We start from the raw sequence: 15,218 nt of genomic DNA on the forward strand, positions 1-15,218 counted from the left end.
ACAAGTAGCGGCATGACAGTTGCCGAACTGGAAGACTACGGGATGCTCCAGATGGACAGTGAGGACATCGAAAAGACCCTCAAACGAAAGAGCGTCGGTGTGCTCGGCGTCCCGACAGATTCCGCACCGCTACTGCGCCCGCTCAGTTTCTGGTACGATGGCGAGTCCGCGCTCTACTTCGTGTACGTTCTCGGTGCCGACAGCCGGAAAGTGACCGCGAGCGACCACGCGGACGTTGCCCGGTTTCTCGTCTACGACATCGAAACGACGTTCAACTGGCGCAGCGTCCTGCTGACGGGGTCCATCGAGCGAGTTCCCGACGACGAACGCAGCGCAATCGAAGAACAGATAGACACCTCCTGGACGCCCGACGTGTTCGAACGGGCGGCCGAAACGGAGGCCACAGCGCTGTACCGGTTCCGGATCGACGACCGGGTCGGTATCAAGCAACTCGAACTCCCGCCGGAACTCAGAACTGAATCCTCGTCGAGTCGGCCGGAGTAACCGGGACTCACCCAGTCCAGAACGAGAAATCGAGCGTCGGCGCGGAGTGGGTCAGCGCCCCCATCGAGATGATGTCCACGCCCGTTTCGGCGTAGGCCGGCACGCTCTCGACAGTAATGCCGCCGCTGGCCTCAGTGAGTGCGTCGGCGTCGGCCGCTGCCACGAGGTCGACGGCCCGCTGGGTCTCGACGGCGGACATGTTGTCCAGCAGGACGATGTCCGCGCCGGCTTCGGCGGCCCGCGGAGCGTCCTCGGGCTTCTCGACCTCCACGTCAAGTTTCGTGGCGACGGAGGCCCGCTCGCGGAAGTGCTCGATGGCCGCAACAAGGCCCATCTCGGCGATGTGGTTGTCCTTGACCATCACCATGTGCGAGAGGTCCAGCCGGTGGGTGTCGCCGCCGCCGGCCGCCACCGCCCGCTTTTCGATGCCGCGCAGTCCCGGGGTCGTCTTGCGGGTGCCAGCGATGCGGGGTGGGGGCTCCGCTGTTGCCGATTCTGCCGCGTCGACGGCAGCGCGGGTCTTCGTCGCCACACCCGAGGCGTGACCGGTGACGTTCACGGCGACGCGCTCGCCCCGAAGTACGGACTGGGCGGGGCCGTCGACTCGCAACACCACGTCGCCGGCGTCGATGGCGTCCCCGGGGTCGACCGGCGTTTCAACCGAGCAGTCCAGATACTCGAACACCGCGGTCGCGGCGTCGAGACCGGCGACGACGCCGCCCTCCTTGGCCACCAGCCGGCCCTCCGTCGTTCCGGGCACGTCGTTGGTCACGTCGTGGTGGCCCACGTCCTCGCGGAGCCACCGCTCGACATCGCTGTCGGTGAGCATCAGTCGGCCGTGGACTCCGGTGGGTCCTCGCTCGCGCCGTCCACGAGGTTGTGCGTGCCGACGCTCTCCTCGTTCTCGGCGGCGTGGCGCGCGACCAGCAGGGCGGTGACGCTGGCGTGGCGCAGTTCGTACAGCGAACGGCTGGTCCGCGTGCGGGCGTAGGCGTCGACCTCGCCCTTGAGCCGGCGGAGGACGGCCATCGCCCGCTGGAGGTCGGCCGGGTCGCGCTCGACGCCGACGGACTCGTCCATCACGCGGGTCAGCCGCTGGAACTTGTCGCGGGCGAACTGCTCCGGCAGGTCCGGGTCGCGTTCGAGCAACTCCGGCGCTTCGATGGGCTGTGGCTCGGCCCCGGCGGCGTCTTCGCCGGCTCGCAGGCCCCAGACCAGCCCTTCGAGCAGGGACGTGCTGGCGAGCCGGTTTGCACCGTGGACGCCGGTCCGGGCGCACTCGCCGACGGCGTACAGGTGGTCCAGCGTCGTCCGGCCGCGGTCGTCGACGCTGATGCCGCCACAGAGGAAGTGCTCGGCGGGCGCGACCGGGATGCCGTCTTCCCAGTCGATGCCGTGTTCCTCGCAATTGTCTGCGAGGTCCGGGAACTCCGCGGCGAAATCGAGCGGCGAAACGTCCAGCGTGACTTCGCCGGTCGCCTCCCGCTCGGCTTTGACTGCCCGGGAAACTACGTCGCGGGGCGCGAGTTCGGCGTCGGCGTGGTAGTCGGGCATGAACCGCTCGCCCTCTCCGTTGCGCAGCAGGCCGCCCTCGCCGCGGACGGCCTCGCTGACGAGGAACGCCACATCAGCGCTGTCGGCGTCGTCTGCTCCGGCGGTTCCACCGCCTCCGTCCGAGCCGCTCCGCGGCTCGCTAATGCACGCTGTCGGGTGGAACTGCACGTACTCCATATCCTCGACTTCGGCCCCGGCGAGTGCGGCCATGCCGATGCCGTCCCCGGTCGTGTTGTCGGGGTTCGTCGTCCGCGGGTAGAGGTCGCCGATGCCGCCGGTCGCCAGCACGACGCTGCCGGCGAAACAGGGGTCTACCGCGCCGTCGGATTCCAGCATTGCGCCGTGAACGCGGCCCTCGTGGCGGATGAGTTCGAGCGCAGCGGTGTCGTCCAGAACCGTTACGCCGTCGTGGTCGGCGACGTAGTTCAGGAACGGGACGTGAATGTGTTTGCCCGTCGAGGCGTCGACGTGGAGGATGCGGTCCTCGCTGTGGGCGGCCTCGCGGGTGAAGTCGAAACCCGTCTGACTCACGGGCGTCTCCGACGCCCGCTCGTCCGTTCCCATCGAGCGCGGCTCGACGCTGTCAAATTCCACGTCCAGCGTCTCCAGCAGCACGTCCTCGACGGCTTCGTTCGCGTTCTCGACCAGTACGTCGACGGCGTCGGGGTCGGCAGTGCCGTCCGAGGCGGCCATGATGTCCTGCTTGAACTGTTCCGGCGTGTCCCGCGAGACGGCGATACCGCCCTGGGCCCACCAGGAGGAGGCCCCTTCGGGGCGGGTCGCCTTCGTCGCCAGTGTCACGTCGGCACCTTCGCGGGCCGCAGCGAGCGCCGCTGCCAGCCCGGCGATCCCGGAGCCGACGACGAGTACGTCCGTCGTGAGTGGGTCGTCTGTCATGGTTAGATTTCCAGCATCCGGTCCATCGCGACCTGTGCCAGGTCCTTCTCCTCGGGTGCGACTTCGATGACGTTGCGTTCCCGGCCCTCGACCAGTTCCTCCAGCACCCACGCGAGGTAGTTCGGGTCGATCTGGCGCATGGCGTTGCAGTCCATGCAGGCCTCGCCACACAGCGGTACGACGTTCACCTCGGGGTGCCACCGCTGGAGGTGATGGGTGAGGTGAATCTCGGTGCCGATGGCCCACGTCTCGCCGGGGTCGGCCTCGGCGACGGACTCACAGATGGTCGACGTGGAGCCGGACACGTCGGCGGCCTCGACGACCTCGCGGCGGCACTCGGGGTGGACGATGACGTTCGCGTCGGGGTAGTCCTCGCGGATGGACTCAATGTGGTGCTCGCGGAACCGCTCGTGGACCTGGCAGTACCCCTCCCAGAGGATGATGTCGTTCTCGACAGCGTCGGCGGCGTCGGTGCCTTCGGCGTCCCACGGGTCCCACTCGACGGTCTCGTCAGCCATGTCGAGCCGGTGGGCCGTGTTCTCGCCGAGGTGCTTGTCGGGCAGGAACAGGACTTTATCGCCCCTCTCGAAGGCGTACTCGAACGCTTTGTGAGCGTTCGAGGAGGTACAGACCAGGCCGCCCTGCTCGGCGCAGAAGGCTTTCAGGTCGGCGTAGCTGTTCATGTACGTGATGGGGATGATCTCCTCGTCGTCGTCCAGCGCCGCGGTCAGCTCCGCCCACGCGGCGTCGACCTGCAGCGCCTCTGCCATGCCGGCCATCGGGCAGGACGCCTCCATCGACGGGAGAATTACGGACTGGTCATCGTCCGTGATGATGTCCGCGGATTCGGCCATGAACGTCACGCCGCCGAAGATCACGTAGTCGGCGTCGGACTCGGCGGCCTCCTTCGAGAGCTGGTAGGAGTCACCGATGAAGTCGGCGTGCTCGACGATCTCCTGGCGCTGGTAGTTGTGGCCGAGGATGACCACATCGTCGCCGAGTTCGTCGAGCGCGCTCTTGATGCGCTCCGTTCGCTCGTTTTTCTCCAGTTCCCGGTATTTGGGGGGAAGTTGTTCGAGGTTGTCGTACTTGAAGAGACTGAGGTCGGTTTCGAACGCAGCGGTTTCCATTTCTGGCACGGTGTATCCACCTGTGGGTGAATTAGCGTTCGTACTACGGCATTGAAAAGATTTTATCTTCAATACTGCTCTGTGGGGAACATCGGAGTCTGTACCTGCGGTGTTGTTCAGTTATGATATGAGTTATCACCAACCAATATTGAGAGAGAATATTTGGAACGGGTGGTGGGGAAGGGAGCAAACGTTATTGTTGCATAAAATATATTTGCTTGTGTATGACACGCACACTCAAAGCTTCCGGCTTCCTCGGACTGGCGGTGATGATGACTGTGGGTATGTACCAGTTCGTCCTCCTCTCGGGCGGGAGCGGGGTTCCGGGCTGGATGATCGGCGGGCACGCGCACCTGGGGGTCCTGTCGATACTGGCCATTGTGATGGGCTTTGCCGTCCCGGCGCTGGGCGTGACGGGGAACCTCAGGACGGCCGTCACGGGGCTGTACGTCGCCGGCCAGTGGGGCATCCCCGGCATCGTCTGGCTGGGCGAGGGTGCGGGGGTGGCGCTCCTCATGCCGACCGGGTTCCTCTGGGGCGGCTGTCTCATCGCGTCCATGCTCATCATGTTCTACGTGACGGTCACGGAGGAGGGCGGCGGGACTGGGAGCGGACCGACCGGGATGCCGACGGCCGACGACTGAGACGGACCGCTGTTCGTCTCGCCCGCATCGACTGCCCGCAGTCCGGTAGTCTCGGCGTGACACGAGGACAGCGGTCCGGATGGCTGACCCGCAAGAGCAACTGTTAGGGGTCCCGAACGCACACCGGTCAGTATGACCGACTCCGACGCCGTCGCGCTCGCGGAGCGCGTCCGTGAGGGCGAGTTGCGGCTCTACGAACTGGAAGATCACGCCGACGCCGACACCGCGGCGGCGGCCCGCAGACACCTGCTGGCCGAGGAGACCGGCGCGGACCTCTCGGCGGTCGGCGACTACACCTTCGACGCCGCCGACGCCGAGAGCAACATCGAGAACATGATCGGCGCGGCGCAGGTCCCGATGGGCGTCGTCGGCCCGCTGCCCGTCGACGGCGGGGCCGCCGAGGGTGACCACCACCTCCCGCTGGCGACCAGCGAGGGCGCGCTGCTGGCTTCTGTCAACCGCGGCGTCTCGACAATCCGGACTGCCGGCGGCGCGACCGCTCGCGTGCTCAAATCCGGGATGACCCGCGCGCCGGTGTTCCGCGTCGAGGACGTGGCCGAGGCCGGCGAGGTATCGGCCTGGGTCCGCGAGCACGTCGATGTCCTCGCCGACGCCGCCGAGTCCACGACGAGCCACGGCGAACTGCAGGACGTGACGCCCTACGTTGTCGGCGACAGCGTCTTCCTCCGGTTCTCCTACGACACCAAGGATGCGATGGGGATGAACATGGCGACCATCGCCACGGAGGCGGCCTGCGATGTCATCGAATCCGAGACGCCGGCCGACCTCGTGGCGCTGTCGGGCAACCTCTGTTCGGACAAGAAGCCCGCCGCCATCAACGCTGTCGAGGGCCGTGGCCGGACCGTCGCCGCGGACGTGCTCATTCCCCACGAGCAGGTCGAGGAGCGATTGGACACCACCTCCGACGCCATCGTCGAGGCCAACACCCGCAAGAACCTCGTCGGCTCGGCAAAAGCTGGCGCGCTGGGGTTCAATGCCCACGCGGCCAACGTCGTCGCCGCGGCTTTCCTCGCGCTCGGGCAGGACATGGCCCAGGTTGTCGAGGGGAGCAACGCAATCACGACGGTCGACGCCCGCGAGGACGGCCTGTACGCTTCAGTCACCATCGCGTCGCTGGAGGTCGGCACTGTCGGCGGCGGGACGGGTCTGCCGACCCAGTCCGAAGCGCTGGACGTGCTGGGGTACGGCGGCGGCGGCGACCCCGCCGGCAGCAACGCCGACGCGCTCGCGGAGGTCATCGCCGCTGGCGCACTCGCAGGCGAACTCTCTCTGCTCGCGGCGCTGTCCTCGCGCCATCTGTCTTCGGCACACGCCGACCTCGGACGGTAACGCCGTCTCTGCGTCAGTTCGCTATCACTGCCGGCTCTGGCTGACAAGAAACCCAGCCCCAGCCACCAGCACGACGACGCCGGCGAGCAGGAGCCATTCCCGGCCCAGCAGCGGACCGAGCACCAACAGCGCCCAGGCCACGGCGAAGACGCCATGAGCGATAGCGAACAACCGCCGGCCCCGCCGGGCGAACACGACCGTCCCCAGCGCGAACCCGAGCGTGAGGACGACCGCCGAGAGCGCGACCGTGCTCACCCGCAGTGAACCCACGGCGACAGGTTCGACCACGGGTGTGAGCAGAAACAGCAGCCCAGCGAGTCCGACCAGCGAGCCGACGGCGACGGGGCCGGGCTCCAGGTCCAGCGTCGCAGTCATAGCAGTCGGTACTGCCCCCGGCTTTCCGATGCCTTGCCGGCGCGAACCAGTTTTTGCAGCGCCTTCCTGGTGTACGACGCTGGGACGCCCCGCTCCTCGGCGTAGGCCACGATGTCGTCCTCCGTCGGCTCGTCCAGATCTCGGAGCGCGTTCGTGACCGTTTCCTTGCGGCTCGACCCGCCCGTCGCCCCCTGTTCGGCGCGGTCCGCGGCCGCCGACACGGCCTCGGTGTCCACCCCCGAATCTCCGAGATACGTCTCGTCGTCCACCCCCGCGTCGTCGACCTGCCGCTCCATCTCGGCGTAGGAGTCAAGCTCCGCGAAGGCGTCGCCCTCTCCCTGCCGGTTCGCCAGCATCGACGCCCGCACCTCGCGTGCGTGGGCCTCGTCGTCGGTCTCGACGAACTTTCGGCGCTTTGCGTGCTTGCGGCGCGTGCCACACCGCGGGCACTGGGTCGTCTCCGGCTGCCCCTCGGTGACCCACAAAGCACTGCAGTCGCTACACCCCACTACCGCGTACATGCCTCTCTGTCAGGGCCGGACGGTACTGAATCCACCGACAGCGAACGCCGGAGTGAGTGTTGTTTCGGACAGTGGCGAGAGCCAGAAAGCCTGCCCGTAATCGGTTGGCCAATCCACGTTGGGTGGGACTGAAAGGGGCCGCGCTATCGGCGAACCCCGGCGACGTAAGCACCGCAGGCCTTGGCCGAGGAGCGCAACGAGTGCGCGGCGCGAAGCGCCGCGGTTACCCGAACGGTGAGCGAAGCGAACCGTGAGAGCCGCAGGAGTTCGATAGCGCGGGGGCGTTCTGGCTGGCATCAGTACGAACCAAGACAGCAACAACTGTTGCGAGCGGACGAACGCTTAGGTGGAGCCCGACCAACACCAAAGCGCATGGAGGAAGTACCACAGGCGGCCTGTGAGACGGTCGAAGCGGTCGACGGCGTCCACCTGACACAGCTGGCGGTCGGCGAACAGATGAGCGTCCAGCAGTTTCACATCGAACCCGGCGCGGCAGTCCCGGAACACAGCCACCACCACGAGCAGGTCGGCTACGTCGCCACGGGGACCTTTACCTTCCACGTCAACGGCGAGGAGTACGTTATCGGCCCCGGCGACTCCTACGTGATCCCGAGCGAAGAGCCCCACGAGGCTCGCAACGACGGCGAGGAGCCGGTCCGCGGTATCGACGTGTTCAGCCCGCCCAGAACGGATCCGGACTGGCAAGAGTAACCACAACTGTTTGTGGCTTGCGACCGTATGCCAATTGATGACTCGGGCAGTGGCCGCTGTCGTGGCACTTGCGCTCGTGCTTGCCGGCTGCTCGGGGTTCGTCCAGCAGGACAGTCCCGAGACGGTCACGCCGGCACCGGTACCGACCGATGGAGCCGGCTATCCGCCGGGCGTGAGCGATGACGCGGTCGTTCCGCAGGCTCTCGCCAGCGCTCACGCGCGAACGCTTGCGACGACGAACTACACGCTGGTCACGCGCCAGCGGGTCACTGACCGCAACGGGACGGTCCTTCGGCGGTCCAACCACACGCGCTCCGTCGCGGCGAACAGCACCAGATACGCCGGCCACTTCCACCAGAACGGCACGGAACTGAACGTCTTCACCACCCGCATCGACTACTGGACCAACGGCTCCATCGTCGCGGCCCAGTACGACGAGCGGGCGAACCGGCCCCACCGGGTCACATGGACCGTCCGCGACGACGGCCCGGTTTCTGACCTCTCGGAGCGGCGGACGATACTGGGTGTTGGGGAGGCTGTCGACCTCTCCGTCGCAAGGCGGACCGACGGGAGTGTCATCCTCGCCGGGACTCGCCTCACGAACCCGGACCGGCTCATCACGCCGCTGTTCGTCAGTAACCCCCGGAACGTCTCTGTCCGACTTCGGGTCAGGCACGACGGGACCGTCACGGCACTTCGGCTTGCTTTCGACGCTGAGCGGAGCGAGCGGTGGGTCCGTGTCAAACAGGACATCAGGGTGACAAAGATCGGAGCTACGACAGTGGACAAGCCGGGCTGGGTCGCAAACACCACCCGGCGGTCAGGCCGGCAGTAAGCGACACCGCGAAATCCCGCAAAGACGACCGTTAGGCGCTCCGGATGGCGGGCAGCACCCGTCGGGTCCCGAGCGTGTAGCCGGCGTACAGGAGGACCAGTCCCATGTAGACCTCCCAGACCGCGATTGCGGAGATGCCGCCGGACAGATCGGCGAGTGCGGCCCGTTCGGTAAGTGCCCCTCCGACGGTCAGTGCGGTTGCGAGAAGCGTCGAGAGCAGTAGTTCGAGTAGTTCCGGAACCGATTCTGAGCCAACCATGTGTGCGAAGATATCAGTGTGAACCCGGTTGTAGCTTTTTCGATCCGAGAAAGCTTAGTAGGCTCACGAGAACGGACCTGTATGAGTCACAGCTGGAACGCAGACTACGCCGTCCTCGCAAAGCGTGGGTTCCTGCTCGGCGTCGGGCTGTTCCTGCTCGGAATCGCGGGCGAAGTCGGCGGCCACGCCGTCCTCGGGACACTCCCAGCCTGGGGCAACACGCTGCTGATCGACATGGAAATGCTTGGTATCCTCATCGGCCTCTTCTCGCCGCTCGTGTTCGGCGTCCTCCTTCCGCTGACGGAGTAACGCTTCCGGGTTTCCACGATCATCGAATATTGGCCACACGAGCTACAGCATCGCTCTCCTGACAGCGTGGCCGCTCTACGTACCAGTCTCGATCTGGTACGCGCAATAAAAAGGTAGAACCCGGGTGGTCAGCGACGACTCGCTTATGCGAGCTTCTCTATATTCTGACGGCTTCGCCGCCAGAGCCCAGAAACTTACTTACGCAAGTTTCTCGATGTTCTCGACGACCTTCTCGGCGAACTCACTCGTGGCGAGCTTCGTGCCGCCCTCGATCTGGCGTTCGAGGTCGTAGGTGACGTTGCCGGAGGAGATGGTCTCCTCGACGGCGTCACGCACGAGCTGGCCGGCGTCCTTCCAGCCCATGTATTCGAGCATGAGGCGGCCGGAGAGGATCATCGCGGTCGGGTTGACCTTGTCCTCGCCGGCGTACTTCGGGGCGGAGCCGTGGACCGGCTCCGCGAGACAGCGGGCCTCGCCGAAGTTCGCACCGGGGGCGATGCCGAGGCCGCCGATCTGTGCGCCGGCGGCGTCGGACATGTAGTCCCCGTTGAGGTTCATCGTCGCGATGACATCGTACTCGTCGGTACGGGTCAGGAGCTGCTGGAGCATGTTGTCGGCGATACGGTCGTTGACAACGAGCGCGTCCTCGGGCGCTTCGCCGTCGTACTCGTCCCACAGCTCGTCCTCGGTGATGACGTGCTCGCCGTACTCCTCTTCGGCGACCTCGTAGCCCCAGTCGCGGAAGGCACCCTCGGTGAACTTCATGATGTTGCCCTTGTGGACCAGCGTGACCGAGTCCTTGTCCTCTTCGAGGGCGTAGTCGATGGCCTCGCGGACGAGGCGCTTGGTCCCGAACTCGGTGATCGGCTTGATGCCGATGCCGACCGGGCCGTCGTGGATGGTCTCGTCGAAGTTCATCTCGTCCTCGACGAACTCCTTGACCTCCTCGACTTCGTCGGTGCCGGCCTCCCACTCGATGCCGGCGTACACGTCCTCGGTGTTCTCCCGGAAGGTGACCATATCCATCTCCTCGGGGTCCTTGACCGGTGACGGGACGCCCTCAATGTGGTAGGTCGGGCGGACGTTCGCGTAGAGGTCGAGTGTCTTCCGGAGCGCGACGTTCAGCGAGCGGAAGCCAGCGCCGACCGGCGTCGTCAGCGGCCCCTTGATAGCGACGTTGAACTCCTTGATGGCCTCGACGGTGTCATCAGGGAGGTTCTCGTCGTACTTGTCCCGGGCGGACTGGCCGGCGTAGACGCGCATCCAGGAGATATCCCGACCGGTAGCGTTCGCGGCGGCTTCGAGCACCTTCTGTGCGGCCGGCCCCACGTCTGTTCCGATGCCGTCCCCGTGGATGATGGGGATGATCGGGTTCTCCGGAACGTCGAGTTCGTCGTCTTCAGTGACCTGAATCTGCTGTCCCTCGTCGGGAACCTCCACTTTGTCGTAGTCGTAGCCCATATTCCGCCAATTGACAGTCGCCCCTAAAGGCGTGCCGCTTTGCGTCAGACGTGGTAACACGGTGCGTAAAGAAAGGACAACGACCCCACGCCGGCACGGCATCAACGCCACAGTCGGAGTTGATATGGGTTTGTGTGTCAACAGGTCACGCATGCACGTCATCGTCCACGGCGGCGCGGGCAGTCCCCCGGAGGCACCGGCTGACCGGCAGGAAACCCTCACCGACGCCGCTGCCCGGGCAACGGGGTCGGAGGGGCCGATGGATGCGGTGCTGACCGCGCTCCGCCCGCTCGAATCCGACCCGGCGTTCAACGCCGGCATCGGTGGGGCTATCCAGAGCGACGGCGAGGTCCGGACCGACGCTGGTCTGATGACCGACGACGGCCAGGCCGGTGCGGTGTGTGCAATGTCTGGCGTTGTACACGCGGCGGATGTGGCCCATCCCGTGGCAACTGAGACGCCACACGTCCTGCTGGCCGGCGACGAAGCCGTCGATTTCGCGGCGGGTCTCGGCGTCGAGACCGGTCGCGATCTCACGACCGAGCAGACGCGCCAGCGATATGCGGACGCCGACCCGCCCGACGGCGGCCCCGCCGACCATCTCGAATGGGTGCGAGAGCACTTTACCGGGACGGACACGGTCGGCGCTGTCGCAACCGACGGCGACCGGCTCGCGGCGGCGACATCGACCGCCGGACGCTGGTTCGCGCTGGCGGGCCGGGTCGGCGACGTGCCCCAGATCGGTGCGGGATTCTACGCGGACGACCGCGGGGGCGCAAGTGTGACCGGCGAGGGGGAAGCTATCGCCCGGTTCGGGCTGGCCCGCCACGCTGTCGAGATGCTCGATACCTACGGCCCGCGGCAGGCCGCCGAGGAGGCGATTGCGGACTTCGAGGACGCGACCGGTGGCCGCGCCGGCGTCATCGTCCTCGACCACGCCGGTCACGCCGGGGCCGAGCGGAACACCGCCGCGATGCAAACCGCACGGAGATAGCAGAGGGAAACCCCTTTGCCCGCCACCGACTAACCGGCGAGCATGACCGACGTGGACCTCGATGCCGAGCAGTACGAGAAATGCCGCGAAGCGGGCGAGATTCTAGCACAGGTACGCGACGAGGCCGCCGAGCGCGTCGAAGTCGGCGTCTCCCACCTCGAAGTCGCACAGTGGGCCGAGGACAAGATACGGGAGTTGGGCGGCAAGCCCGCGTTCCCGGTCAACATCTCCATCGACGAGGAGGCGGCCCACGCCACGCCCGAGCGCGACGACGACGCGACCTTCGGCGAGGAGATGATCAATCTCGACATCGGCGTCCACGTCGACGGGTGGCTCGCCGACACCGCCGTCACCGTGGACCTCTCCGGACAGGACGAACTCGCCGAAGCGCCCGCCGAAGCGCTGGACGCCGCCTTGGACGTTGCCGGCCCCGGTGTCGACGTGGGCCAGATCGGCGCGGCCGTCGAGGAGGTCATCGAGGGGTACGGCTACAACCCCGTTGTGAACCTCACCGGTCACGGCCTGGGCCACTGGGAGCAGCACACGTCGCCGAACATCCCGAACCGCGAGGTCGCACAGGGCGCGACGCTCGACGTGGGCGACGTGGTCGCTATCGAGCCCTTCGCAACTGACGGCCGCGGAAAGGTCCAAGAGGGAGCTGACGAGGAGATTTTCGCCCTCGAGCGGGAGGGATCGGTCCGGAACCGCCAGGCCCGCCAGGTCCTCGACCAGATCACGGAGGAGTATCGGACCCTCCCCTTCGCTGCCCGCTGGCTCGACTCGCCCCGCGCGGAGATGGCGCTCCGCCGGCTGAAACAGCAGGACATCGTCCACGGGTACCCGGTGCTCAAGGAACAGGACGGGGCCTACGTCAGCCAGAAGGAACACACCGTCATCATCACCGAGGACGGCTGTGAAGTGACGACCCGCTCGCGGTAGCGGACTGCGTTTTCGAATACGGTGCGTCAACGGGTCGACGGCTATGTTACTGCTACTGACTGTCGAGAGCGGCAGCACTCCATGTTCGGTCTGAAAGGGTGTGATGGAAAGGGGTGTGCATGCCACACGGTCGGTGACCGCGTGGCGTATGGAAACGGTGGGGTGGGGGGTGTGTGAGCCACGCAGTCAGAGACCGCGTGGCGTACGGAAACGGTGGGGTGGGGGTGTGTGGGCCACGCAGTCAGAGACCACGTGGCGTACGGAAACGATGGGGTGGGGTGTGGGGATGGTCAGGCGTTGTTCATCCGCGTTGACGTGGTTGTGCCACAGACCTGACACTCGCTGACCCGGTACGGCTCTCGGGAAAACGCCGCGTTCTCGCGCTTATCTGATTCTGTCTGTATCTGGACACGCACCGCGTGCGGTGTCTCACGGTCACACGCCGAGCAGTGTTCAGCCATGTCAACGCCGTCGTTTATCGCTGCCATCCCACCTGGGACAAACCGGGAAGACAGCATAAAAACCCCCTTCCGTTCTGGTCCGTTCAGACTGTTTATCGCCATACGGTAGCCGATTTTTGTGGAAGACGGGCACAGAATCGGCGAAAACGTTCACCCGGCTCTGTCGAGCCGTAAAATGCCACCTGGACGCGTGAACGGCCAACAATTTTATATATGTGCTTTGCGCGCTCAGTCACGCCGTTTTTGCTGGTGGCTCGACAAGCGGAAGTATGGACAAGGTGTTCGCACCGTGGCGCATCGAGTGGGTCGAACGCGAGGAGACGAACCCCGACGTGGACTGCGTGTTCTGTGCGTTTCAGGGCCAGGACGACGACCGGGCGAACAACCTCGTGGCACGAAGCGAGCACGCCTTCGTCCTGCTGAACAACTACCCGTACAACCCCGGACACGTGATGGTCATCCCGCATACCCACACCGGCGAATACGGCGACCTCGACGACGAGACGCTGCTCGATCACGCCCGACTGAAACAGCGGACCTTCGACGCCCTCGAAACCGCGCTGTCCCCGGACGCGTTCAACGCCGGGCTGAATCTCGGGGGCTCCGCGGCCGGCGGTTCCATCAACGACCATCTCCACACGCACATCGTGCCGCGATGGAACGGCGACACCAACTTCATGCCGGTCATCAGCGACACGAAGGTCATCGTCGAGGCCGTTGAAGACACCTACGACCGACTGTACGCCGCGTTCGCGTCACAGGACGGGACGACCGCTCCTGAAGACAAAGACAAAGCTGTCCGCATCGACTGAGACGGCCGGGTGTGGCTGCTGGACAGATGCTGTGGCGGTTCATCCGGTGTCGAAGCGGCTTTGACGGCGGCCCGACAACGGTGGTGCAATGTCACGCCGCGCGACGCTCAGACGGGTCGGCCTGCTCGTTCTCGGCGTGAATCTCCTCCTCGTCCTGCTGAAAGGCGGCGTCTGGCTCACAACTGGGAGCTTTGCCGTCCAGTCCGAAGCGGTCAACAGCGCCGCCGACACCGCCTACTCGCTGGTCATCGTCGCTGGACTCTACCTGACGACGCGCCCGCCGGACTTCGAGCACCCACACGGTCACGAGCGCATCGAGCCGTTCGTCTCGCTGTTCGTCGCCGCAGGAATTTTCGCCGCCGGCGGTTTCGTCCTCTGGAACGCCGGAAACGCTCTGTTGACCGGCAACATCTCGGTGACACAGGGGCCGGCCGCCGTGCTGGTGCTTGCCTTTTCGGCTGCTGCGAAGTACGGCCTCTACCGGTACTGTCTGCGTGCGGGCACGGACCGGAACTCCCCGGCGCTCGTGGCGACGGCGAAGGACAACCGCAACGATATCCTCACTGCGGGGGCGGCGCTTGTCGGCGTCGCCGGTGCGATGATCGGCTACCCCATCGCCGACCCGCTGGCCGCACTCGTCGTCGCCGTCGGGATCATCTACACCGGTATCGAGGTCGTCCAGGACAACGTTACCTACCTCGTTGGCGGCGCACCGCCGGAAGACCTCCGCCGGGAAATCCTCCGGCGCGCCCTCGACCACCCGCAGGTTCAGGGCGCACACGACGTTATCGCCCACTACGTCGGCCCCGAGATCGACGTGAGTCTCCACATCGAGGTGGAGGGCGATCTGACGCTGTTCGAGGCCCACGACATCGAGACGGCGGTCATCAAGTCTATCGAGGAACTCCCGGAAGTCGACGACGTGTTCGTCCACGTCGACCCGAAGGAACTTGGTGAGTGGAAAGACGACGAGGAAGTCGAGCGGCTCGCTGACCTGGAATGACGTTTTAATAGCTGCCGTGCCATCAGATAGCATATGGGTGACGACTCATCACGTAGCTGGGTAGCGCTCGGACGACTGCTGTTCGGTCTCGGTGTCGCCCTGCAGGCCGCTGAAGACTTCCGTGACATGGACGACACCATCGAGTACGCCGAGTCGGCGGGCGTCCCCGCACCGGACCTGCTGGCCCCGCTGGCTTCGGGGATGATGCTGGTCGGCGGGCTGGGGACGGCATTCTGGCGACTCCCCCGCATCTCGACCGGTGCCGTCGCCACGTTCCTTGCCGTCGTCACTCCGACGATGCATGACTTCTGGAACGCCGACCCGGACGACCGCAGCGGCGAGCGCCTCGCGTTCTTCGGGAACCTCGCCATGATCGGCGCAGCGCTGACGTTTCTCCGTGAGGCCTACAGCGGTGACTAACGCCCGGTCGGGGCCGACGGAAAAGTTGCGTCACTGACC

19 protein-coding genes are annotated in these 15,218 nt (G+C 65.9%); 11 read left to right on the forward strand and 8 right to left on the reverse strand.

Going from position 1 to position 15,218, the window contains the following annotated elements:
• Nucleotides 1-12 precede the first annotated feature (12 nt).
• Nucleotides 13-504, forward strand: a complete 492-nt coding sequence (locus NDI54_RS11960) for a pyridoxamine 5'-phosphate oxidase family protein (protein ID WP_310896669.1) — start codon at nt 13-15, stop codon at nt 502-504.
• A 7-nt stretch (nt 505-511) separates the two neighbouring features.
• On the opposite strand, the gene nadC is transcribed toward NDI54_RS11960, so the two are convergent.
• Genes nadC through nadA form a run of 3 tightly spaced genes read right to left on the reverse strand, consistent with a single transcriptional unit; the run spans nt 512 to nt 4,085 of the window.
• On the reverse strand, nt 512-1,333 hold the full coding sequence (gene nadC / locus NDI54_RS11965) for a carboxylating nicotinate-nucleotide diphosphorylase (protein ID WP_310896670.1): 822 nt from the start codon (nt 1,331-1,333) through the stop codon (nt 512-514).
• Nucleotides 1,333-2,955 carry an L-aspartate oxidase gene (locus NDI54_RS11970; protein WP_310896671.1) on the reverse strand — a complete coding sequence of 541 codons (1,623 nt, stop codon included), beginning with the start codon at nt 2,953-2,955 and terminating at the stop codon, nt 1,333-1,335. Before NDI54_RS11970 ends, nadC begins: the two co-directional genes overlap by 1 nt.
• A gap of 2 nt (nt 2,956-2,957) precedes the next feature.
• The gene (gene nadA / locus NDI54_RS11975) at nt 2,958-4,085 is read right to left on the reverse strand and encodes a quinolinate synthase NadA (protein ID WP_310896878.1); all 1,128 of its coding nucleotides are present in this window, start codon (nt 4,083-4,085) and stop codon (nt 2,958-2,960) included.
• 224 nt (nt 4,086-4,309) lie between these two features.
• Here nadA and NDI54_RS11980 point away from each other — a divergent pair, with 224 nt between their 5' ends.
• Nucleotides 4,310-4,729 (forward strand): hypothetical protein, encoded by a 420-nt coding sequence (locus NDI54_RS11980; RefSeq protein ID WP_310896672.1) that lies wholly within the window; start codon nt 4,310-4,312, stop codon nt 4,727-4,729.
• Between the two features lie 132 nt (nt 4,730-4,861).
• Nucleotides 4,862-6,079, forward strand: coding sequence for a hydroxymethylglutaryl-CoA reductase (NADPH) (hmgA, locus tag NDI54_RS11985; protein ID WP_310896673.1), 1,218 nt, complete (start codon nt 4,862-4,864; stop codon nt 6,077-6,079).
• Between the two features lie 24 nt (nt 6,080-6,103).
• Here the strand turns inward: hmgA and NDI54_RS11990 are convergent, their stop codons facing one another.
• Complete coding sequence (locus NDI54_RS11990; RefSeq protein ID WP_310896674.1) at nt 6,104-6,454, reverse strand: hypothetical protein; 351 nt, start codon at nt 6,452-6,454, stop codon at nt 6,104-6,106.
• On the reverse strand, nt 6,451-6,975 hold the full coding sequence (locus NDI54_RS11995; protein WP_310896675.1) for a DUF5817 domain-containing protein: 525 nt from the start codon (nt 6,973-6,975) through the stop codon (nt 6,451-6,453). The genes NDI54_RS11990 and NDI54_RS11995 overlap by 4 nt, the downstream gene beginning before the upstream one ends.
• Nucleotides 6,976-7,347: 372 nt before the next feature.
• Here NDI54_RS11995 and NDI54_RS12000 point away from each other — a divergent pair, with 372 nt between their 5' ends.
• Together NDI54_RS12000 and NDI54_RS12005 are read left to right on the forward strand one after the other, a co-directional pair.
• A complete protein-coding gene (locus tag NDI54_RS12000) occupies nt 7,348-7,686 on the forward strand; it encodes a cupin domain-containing protein (protein WP_310896676.1) in 339 nt (112 codons plus the stop codon).
• 37 nt (nt 7,687-7,723) lie between these two features.
• The gene (locus tag NDI54_RS12005) at nt 7,724-8,521 is read left to right on the forward strand and encodes a hypothetical protein (RefSeq protein WP_310896677.1); all 798 of its coding nucleotides are present in this window, start codon (nt 7,724-7,726) and stop codon (nt 8,519-8,521) included.
• Nucleotides 8,522-8,552: 31 nt separating this feature from the next.
• On the opposite strand, the gene NDI54_RS12010 is transcribed toward NDI54_RS12005, so the two are convergent.
• Nucleotides 8,553-8,780 carry a hypothetical protein gene (locus NDI54_RS12010; protein ID WP_310896678.1) on the reverse strand — a complete coding sequence of 76 codons (228 nt, stop codon included), beginning with the start codon at nt 8,778-8,780 and terminating at the stop codon, nt 8,553-8,555.
• An 81-nt stretch (nt 8,781-8,861) separates the two neighbouring features.
• On the opposite strand from NDI54_RS12010, the gene NDI54_RS12015 reads away from it, so the two are divergent.
• Nucleotides 8,862-9,089 (forward strand): DUF7860 family protein, encoded by a 228-nt coding sequence (locus NDI54_RS12015; protein ID WP_310896679.1) that lies wholly within the window; start codon nt 8,862-8,864, stop codon nt 9,087-9,089.
• Nucleotides 9,090-9,287: 198 nt separating this feature from the next.
• Here NDI54_RS12015 and icd read toward each other — a convergent pair whose 3' ends face one another.
• Nucleotides 9,288-10,550, reverse strand: a complete 1,263-nt coding sequence (gene icd, locus NDI54_RS12020) for an isocitrate dehydrogenase (NADP(+)) (RefSeq protein WP_310896680.1) — start codon at nt 10,548-10,550, stop codon at nt 9,288-9,290.
• Between the two features lie 151 nt (nt 10,551-10,701).
• On the opposite strand from icd, the gene NDI54_RS12025 reads away from it, so the two are divergent.
• The gene (locus NDI54_RS12025) at nt 10,702-11,544 is read left to right on the forward strand and encodes an isoaspartyl peptidase/L-asparaginase (protein WP_310896681.1); all 843 of its coding nucleotides are present in this window, start codon (nt 10,702-10,704) and stop codon (nt 11,542-11,544) included.
• 42 nt (nt 11,545-11,586) lie between these two features.
• Nucleotides 11,587-12,483: a type II methionyl aminopeptidase gene (gene map / locus NDI54_RS12030; RefSeq protein WP_310896682.1), complete on the forward strand. Its 897-nt coding sequence runs from the start codon at nt 11,587-11,589 to the stop codon at nt 12,481-12,483.
• Nucleotides 12,484-12,773: 290 nt separating this feature from the next.
• Here map and NDI54_RS12035 read toward each other — a convergent pair whose 3' ends face one another.
• Nucleotides 12,774-12,971, reverse strand: a complete 198-nt coding sequence (locus tag NDI54_RS12035; protein ID WP_310896683.1) for a DUF7835 family putative zinc beta-ribbon protein — start codon at nt 12,969-12,971, stop codon at nt 12,774-12,776.
• A gap of 242 nt (nt 12,972-13,213) precedes the next feature.
• Here NDI54_RS12035 and NDI54_RS12040 point away from each other — a divergent pair, with 242 nt between their 5' ends.
• The 3 genes from NDI54_RS12040 (at nt 13,214) to NDI54_RS12050 (ending at nt 15,179) form a co-directional block, all read left to right on the forward strand.
• The gene (locus NDI54_RS12040; RefSeq protein ID WP_310896684.1) at nt 13,214-13,756 is read left to right on the forward strand and encodes an HIT family protein; all 543 of its coding nucleotides are present in this window, start codon (nt 13,214-13,216) and stop codon (nt 13,754-13,756) included.
• 88 nt (nt 13,757-13,844) lie between these two features.
• A complete protein-coding gene (locus tag NDI54_RS12045; protein WP_310896685.1) occupies nt 13,845-14,759 on the forward strand; it encodes a cation diffusion facilitator family transporter in 915 nt (304 codons plus the stop codon).
• Between the two features lie 33 nt (nt 14,760-14,792).
• Entirely contained in the window at nt 14,793-15,179 is a 387-nt protein-coding gene (locus NDI54_RS12050) for a DoxX family protein (protein ID WP_310896686.1), read from the forward strand.
• The last annotated feature ends 39 nt before the right edge of the window (nt 15,180-15,218 follow it).

The organism is Haloarcula terrestris (assembly GCF_031624315.1).
GTDB lineage: Archaea > Halobacteriota > Halobacteria > Halobacteriales > Haloarculaceae > Haloarcula > Haloarcula terrestris.

Excerpts from the sequence above, each read along its gene's own strand:
- NDI54_RS11970 (WP_310896671.1), bottom strand. The coding sequence starts at position 2,955 with ATGACAGACGACCCACTCACGACGGACGTACTCGTCGTCGGCTCCGGG.
- NDI54_RS12000 (WP_310896676.1), top strand. The coding sequence starts at position 7,348 with ATGGAGGAAGTACCACAGGCGGCCTGTGAGACGGTCGAAGCGGTCGAC.
- nadC (WP_310896670.1), bottom strand. The coding sequence starts at position 1,333 with ATGCTCACCGACAGCGATGTCGAGCGGTGGCTCCGCGAGGACGTGGGC.
- NDI54_RS11995 (WP_310896675.1), bottom strand. The coding sequence starts at position 6,975 with ATGTACGCGGTAGTGGGGTGTAGCGACTGCAGTGCTTTGTGGGTCACC.
- NDI54_RS12010 (WP_310896678.1), bottom strand. The coding sequence starts at position 8,780 with ATGGTTGGCTCAGAATCGGTTCCGGAACTACTCGAACTACTGCTCTCG.
- NDI54_RS11960 (WP_310896669.1), top strand. The coding sequence starts at position 13 with ATGACAGTTGCCGAACTGGAAGACTACGGGATGCTCCAGATGGACAGT.
- NDI54_RS12015 (WP_310896679.1), top strand. The coding sequence starts at position 8,862 with ATGAGTCACAGCTGGAACGCAGACTACGCCGTCCTCGCAAAGCGTGGG.
- NDI54_RS12050 (WP_310896686.1), top strand. The coding sequence starts at position 14,793 with ATGGGTGACGACTCATCACGTAGCTGGGTAGCGCTCGGACGACTGCTG.
- map (WP_310896682.1), top strand. The coding sequence starts at position 11,587 with ATGACCGACGTGGACCTCGATGCCGAGCAGTACGAGAAATGCCGCGAA.
- NDI54_RS12035 (WP_310896683.1), bottom strand. The coding sequence starts at position 12,971 with ATGGCAGCGATAAACGACGGCGTTGACATGGCTGAACACTGCTCGGCG.
- NDI54_RS11990 (WP_310896674.1), bottom strand. The coding sequence starts at position 6,454 with ATGACTGCGACGCTGGACCTGGAGCCCGGCCCCGTCGCCGTCGGCTCG.
- hmgA (WP_310896673.1), top strand. The coding sequence starts at position 4,862 with ATGACCGACTCCGACGCCGTCGCGCTCGCGGAGCGCGTCCGTGAGGGC.
- NDI54_RS11980 (WP_310896672.1), top strand. The coding sequence starts at position 4,310 with ATGACACGCACACTCAAAGCTTCCGGCTTCCTCGGACTGGCGGTGATG.
- NDI54_RS12045 (WP_310896685.1), top strand. The coding sequence starts at position 13,845 with ATGTCACGCCGCGCGACGCTCAGACGGGTCGGCCTGCTCGTTCTCGGC.
- icd (WP_310896680.1), bottom strand. The coding sequence starts at position 10,550 with ATGGGCTACGACTACGACAAAGTGGAGGTTCCCGACGAGGGACAGCAG.
- nadA (WP_310896878.1), bottom strand. The coding sequence starts at position 4,085 with ATGGAAACCGCTGCGTTCGAAACCGACCTCAGTCTCTTCAAGTACGAC.
- NDI54_RS12040 (WP_310896684.1), top strand. The coding sequence starts at position 13,214 with ATGGACAAGGTGTTCGCACCGTGGCGCATCGAGTGGGTCGAACGCGAG.
- NDI54_RS12025 (WP_310896681.1), top strand. The coding sequence starts at position 10,702 with ATGCACGTCATCGTCCACGGCGGCGCGGGCAGTCCCCCGGAGGCACCG.
- NDI54_RS12005 (WP_310896677.1), top strand. The coding sequence starts at position 7,724 with ATGACTCGGGCAGTGGCCGCTGTCGTGGCACTTGCGCTCGTGCTTGCC.